Source organism: Clostridium sp. 1001270J_160509_D11, assembly GCF_015667935.1.
Taxonomy (GTDB): Bacteria; Bacillota; Clostridia; order Peptostreptococcales; family Peptostreptococcaceae; genus Intestinibacter.
Window position 1 is genome coordinate 1 of the sequence record NZ_JADPET010000170.1, and the last position, 5,630, is coordinate 5,630.

Genomic DNA, 5,630 nt, shown 5'->3' on the forward strand with positions numbered 1-5,630 from the left:
ATTCATTTTTAATAAATAAAGTGCTAGAATAAAAAACATAAATAATATAAAAATATTAGGAGATGATTTAAATTATGGGGAATTATAATGTATATCTTCCAAGTTATTCAGTAGGAGCAGGATGTTATAAAGAAATTCCAAATGTAGCTCGTAGACTTGGCAAAAAAGCAGTTGTAATTGGGGGAAGAACAGCTATAGAAAAAGCAAAAGATGCTTTATTAGATGGTATAGCAGGTTCTGATATACAAATAGTAGATTTTATAGTATACGGTGATGATTCTACTTATGAAAATGTAGATAAATTAGTATCAGATGAAAGAGTAAGAAATGCCGATATTATATTTGGTGTTGGTGGAGGTCGTGCTGTAGATACTTGTAAAGTTGTAGCAGACAAATTGGACAAACCATTATTTACTTTCCCAACCTTAGGCTCAAATTGTGCAGCAGTTACTGCAATATGTGTTATGTATAACGAAGATCACACATTTAAAGATTATTATTACTTAGATAAACCAGCAGACCATACTTTCATAGATACACAAATAATAGCAGAATCACCAGAAGATTTATTCTGGGCAGGTATTGGTGATGCTTTATCAAAGGAATGTGAAGCTGTTTATTCATCACAAGGAGTAAATTTAGACCATACACCACTTATGGGTGTTGGGATAAGTAAAGTCTGTACAGAACCTCTTATAAAATACGGTAAAAAAGCACTAGAAGACTGCAAAAATAATACAGAGTCTGAAGAATTAAAACAAGTAGTGCTTGATATAATAATAAGTACAGGTTTAGTTTCAAACTTAACTACAACAGAAAGTGACTACTATTACAACAGTTCACTAGCACATGCATTTTACAACGGTTCAACATTAGTAGAAGGAGCAAGAGGACTACATGGTGAGGTTGTCTCATTCGGTGTATTAACACTTCTTACTTGTGCTGGAGAAATACAAAAAAGAAATGAAATAGCTGAATTTAACAAAGAATTAGGACTTCCAGTTTGTTTAGCTGATTTAGGAATAGATAAAAGTGGAATACAAACAATAGTAGACAAAGCAGTGACTTTAGTTGAATGGAATGCTATAAAAGATAGAGTTACAAAAGATATGTTTGCAAAAGCAATATCTGACTGTGACGATTATGGAATGACTTTAAAATAATTTTAAATTATAGATTAAATAGTACTGAAAACAATTTTTTTAGTACTATTTTTTTGCCCAATATATCCATATTGTTGAAATTTAAGAGTTTTAAGACATGATTTTTAAAGCTGCCCAATATATATTAATACTGAGATAAATTACTTGTATTAATATTAGTTAGTGTTAATATTGGGTACACATATAAGCTCTATTATTATCTAAAGTTAAAAAAATAAAGTACAATGATTTTAGTATATAAATAAATTAAATAGGAGAAAGTTTTATGAGAGAGAAATTGATGAGATTTATGCAAGGAAGGTATGGAATTGACCAATTTAATAACTTTTTAATGAAATTATTTATAGGAGAATTTATAATATATTTCTTATTTAGAAGGTTAATACCAGGCTTATCAGTAGCTATGTACTACTTAAGTTTAGCGACGCTGATTTATACTTATTATAGAATGTTCTCTAGAAATATATATAAAAGAGCAAGTGAAAATCAAAACTTTTTAAATAAGACAGCTAATATTAGAAAAAAGATAAATAATCAAAAAAGTATATTAAAACAAAGAAAAGTTTATCGTATATATAAATGCCCAACGTGCAAACAAAAAGTAAGAGTTCCAAGAGGAAGAGGAAAAATAAATATTCACTGCCCAAAATGTGACACTTATTTTATTAAAAGGAGCTAAAGATGTTTGGATATGTTCTTATCAACAAAGAGGAACTTAAATTTAAAGAATACGACGTATATAAATCATATTATTGTGGTCTGTGTCAAACACTAAACAACAGAAGTGGACGATTTGCCCAATTGACATTAAACTACGATATGACATTTTTACAACTTTTGTTGACAGGACTTTATGAACCTAAGACAAAACTAGAAAATTTTAGATGTAAGATACATCCATTTAAAAAGAGCATAAAAAGAAGAAATGAAATTACAGATTATATAGCTGATATGAATTTATTTTTAGCTTATTTAAACTGTATAGACGATTGGGAAGACGAGAAAAAATTAAGTCGAAAAATCTACACTATAATAGTAAAAAATAAGGTTAAAAAAATAAAAAAACAGTATCCAGAGAAAACTGCAAAACTTGAAGCTATATTAAAAAAATCTAGTGAATATGAAAAAAAGAAAGAATACGATATAGATAAGATTTCGTCTTACTCAGGAGAATTGATGAGTGAGTTATTTTTATATAAAGAAGATGAGTGGAAGCAAACCCTGTCAAGAATGGGATTTTTCCTTGGTAAATATATATACATCATAGATGCATATGAAGATATTGAAAAGGATTTAAAAAAGGGGAATTACAATCCTTTTTCAGAAATATATCAAAATGAAGATTTTGATGATTTTGTAAATCAGATATTGACTATGATGATTTCAGAATGTGCGAGGGAATTTGAAGAGCTTCCTATTATTGAAGATGTAGATATTTTGAGAAATATATTATATTCGGGAGTATGGGCAAAATTCCAATCAATTAGAAATAAGAGAAAACAAGTGGAGGAAAAAACAGATGACTGATCCTTATCAGGTCTTGGGTGTATCTAGGGATGCCTCAAAAGAAGAAATAAAAAAAGCATATAGAAAATTAAGTAAAAAATATCATCCAGATGCTAATATAAATAATCCAAACAAAGAACAATATGAAGAAAAATTTAAAGAAATTCAACAAGCCTACCAAACAGTAATGAAGATGAAAAATGGTGGCTCAAATACATCTGGAGGATATGGATATGGAAATTCTTCAAGTCCAGGTGGTTATAGAAATAGCAACTATGGCGGATACACAGATAACGCTGGAGGTTATGGCAATCAACAAGATTTTGGTGACTTTGAAGACTTTTTCAGAGCATTTGGATTTGATACAGGAAGACAAGAACAAGGCGGATATAATCCGAACTTCAACCAAGAAGAAGATGTGCATTTAAGAGCAGCACTTAATTATTTTAATAATGGATATTACAATGAAGCTCGAAATGTACTTGATAATATAGAAAATAGAACATCTAAATGGTACTACTACAGTGCCAATGTTAATTATAAATTAGGCAATAATATAAAAGCACTTGAAGAAGCAAAAATAGCTCTTAATATGGAGCCAAATAATATTCAATATAGAAGATTAGTAGATGTACTTGAAGGTAGAGGAAATTGGTACAATCAACAACAAAGGACATATGGATATTCGACTGGGGGATTAGATGATTATTGTTGCAAGCTTTGTATGTTAAACCTTGCGTGCAATATTTGTTGTAATGGTATGGTATGTTGCTGATAATTAGAAAGGTAGGAGGCAGTTAAGGTGAGCAAAATAATTGGGATTGATTTAGGAACAACAAATTCATGTGTAGCAGTTATGGAAGGTGGTTCTCCAACAATTATAGCTAATGCAGAAGGTTTTAGAACTACACCATCAGTAGTTGCTTTTTCAAAAAATAGGGAAAGATTAGTTGGTGATACAGCTAAGAGACAAAGTATCACAAATACAGATAGAACTATTTCATCTATAAAACGCCATATAGGAACTAACTATAGCGTAAAAATAGATGGCAAAAAATATACTCCAGAAGAAATCTCTGCAATGATTCTGATGAAGTTAAAAAAAGATGCAGAAAGCTATTTGGGAGAGCCTGTTACAGAAGCTGTAATAACAGTACCTGCATATTTTAATGATTCGCAAAGAAAAGCTACTAGTGATGCTGGAAAAATAGCAGGCCTAGAAGTAAAACGTATAATAAATGAGCCGACTTCTGCAGCACTTTCATATGGACTAGATAACGAATCATCACAAAAGATAATGGTATATGATTTAGGTGGAGGAACTTTTGATGTATCTATAATTGAAATAGGAGATGGAGTTATCGAAGTTCTTGCGACTTGTGGAGATAATCATCTTGGGGGAGATGACTTTGACAAGCAAGTATCTGATTATCTAATATCAGAATTTAAGAAAAATGAAGGAATTGACTTAACTAAAGATATTGTAGCAGTTCAAAGGGTTAGAGAAGAAGCTGAAAAAGCAAAAAAAGAACTTTCAACAGCTATGACAACTAATATAAATCTGCCATTTATAGCAGTTGGAAAAGACGGACCAAAACATATGGATATAACACTTACTAGGGCTAAATTTGACGAGCTTACTTATGATTTAGTTGAAAGAACTGTTATACCTGTGAAAAATGCCCTAAATGATGCTGGTGTATCGACAAGTGAAATTAGCAAGGTATTATTAGTTGGAGGTTCAACAAGAATTAAAGCTGTCCAAGAAAAAGTAAAACAAATAACAGGAAGAGAGCCTAGTAAAAACTTAAATCCAGATGAGTGTGTTGCATTAGGTGCCGCTATCCAAGGTGGAAAATTATCAGGAGACCCAAGTTTAAATGAGGTTTTACTGCTTGATGTAACTCCATTATCTCTTTCAATTGAGACTATGGGAGGAGTATCGACAAGACTTATAGAAAGAAACTCTACTATTCCTACAAAATACAGTCAAATATTTACTACAGCAGCAAATTTCCAAACATCTGTAGATATAAAAGTATTACAAGGTGAGAGAAAATTTGCTAAAGACAACAAAATGATCGGCGAATTTAAATTAAAAGGAATAAAGAGAGCTATGAGGGGTATTCCTCAAATTGAAGTTACTTTTGAAATAGATGCAAATGGAATACTAAATGTATCAGCTAAAGACCTTAAAACAGGAAACAGCCAAAGTATAACAATAACGGCAAGTTCAAACTTATCAGACGAAGATATAGAAAAAGCAATAAGAGATGCACAATCTTATGAATCAGAAGATAATAAAAAGAAAGAATACATTGATATAATAAATGATGCTGAGTCACTTGTTTATAAAGTAGAGCAAGGTCTTGATACTTCAAAATCTGGTTTAGACAGAAGTAAAAAGTCTGAAATAAAAGGCAATTTAAGAAATCTAAAAAGATTAGTTAGAAAAGCAAAACCAGATAAAATCAACAATACAAAGATAAGTGAAATTAGACAAGTAAAAGACGATTTAGAAAATAGTGCAAGAGAGATTATATAACAAAATATATATTTAGATTTAATATATCAACTATAAATTAATTTAAATACGAATAATAGATGAAATGAATATTTTAAAAATCAAAATAAAATGTCGAAAAATCTATTGACAATTATCTTATACTCATATATTATTAATAGCATAACAAGTGAACAAACTCTTATCAAGAGTGGTGGAGGGACTGGCCCTGTGAAACCCGGCAACCAATATTTAAAATATATGGTGCTAAATCCTGCAACTTTTAAGTTGAAAGATGAGTATAAGCTGATTACAATTGCCTAAGTTTATACTTAGGCTTTTTTTATACTTAAAATGATTAAACTTAAAATAAAAATATATCTGTTACAGAGTGGGCTTTTTATAAGCTAACTAGAGTGGTACCGCGAGAATACAACCTCGTCTCTAATTTTTAGAGA

4 protein-coding genes, 1 pseudogene and 1 riboswitch are annotated in these 5,630 nt (G+C 30.3%); all 5 genes and pseudogenes read left to right on the forward strand.

The genetic code is table 11. The features are described 5' to 3' along the window. Positions 1–74: 74 nt before the first annotated feature. Positions 75–1,163, forward strand: a complete 1,089-nt coding sequence (locus I4U58_RS12350; protein WP_195931646.1) for an iron-containing alcohol dehydrogenase family protein — start codon at positions 75–77, stop codon at positions 1,161–1,163. 265 nt (positions 1,164–1,428) lie between these two features. Continuing rightward, the gene (locus I4U58_RS12355) at positions 1,429–1,842 is read left to right on the forward strand and encodes a hypothetical protein (protein ID WP_195931647.1); all 414 of its coding nucleotides are present in this window, start codon (positions 1,429–1,431) and stop codon (positions 1,840–1,842) included. A 2-nt stretch (positions 1,843–1,844) separates the two neighbouring features. Then, positions 1,845–2,690 carry a DUF5685 family protein gene (locus I4U58_RS12360; protein ID WP_195931648.1) on the forward strand — a complete coding sequence of 282 codons (846 nt, stop codon included), beginning with the start codon at positions 1,845–1,847 and terminating at the stop codon, positions 2,688–2,690. Next, positions 2,683–3,444: a DnaJ domain-containing protein gene (locus I4U58_RS12365; protein ID WP_195931649.1), complete on the forward strand. Its 762-nt coding sequence runs from the start codon at positions 2,683–2,685 to the stop codon at positions 3,442–3,444. Before I4U58_RS12360 ends, I4U58_RS12365 begins: the two co-directional genes overlap by 8 nt. Positions 3,445–3,471: 27 nt before the next feature. Beyond that, a pseudogene (gene dnaK, locus I4U58_RS12370) lies at positions 3,472–5,208 on the forward strand (molecular chaperone DnaK); the annotation flags it as partial. 163 nt (positions 5,209–5,371) lie between these two features. Beyond that, positions 5,372–5,474: riboswitch (SAM riboswitch) on the forward strand. Positions 5,475–5,630 lie beyond the last annotated feature (156 nt).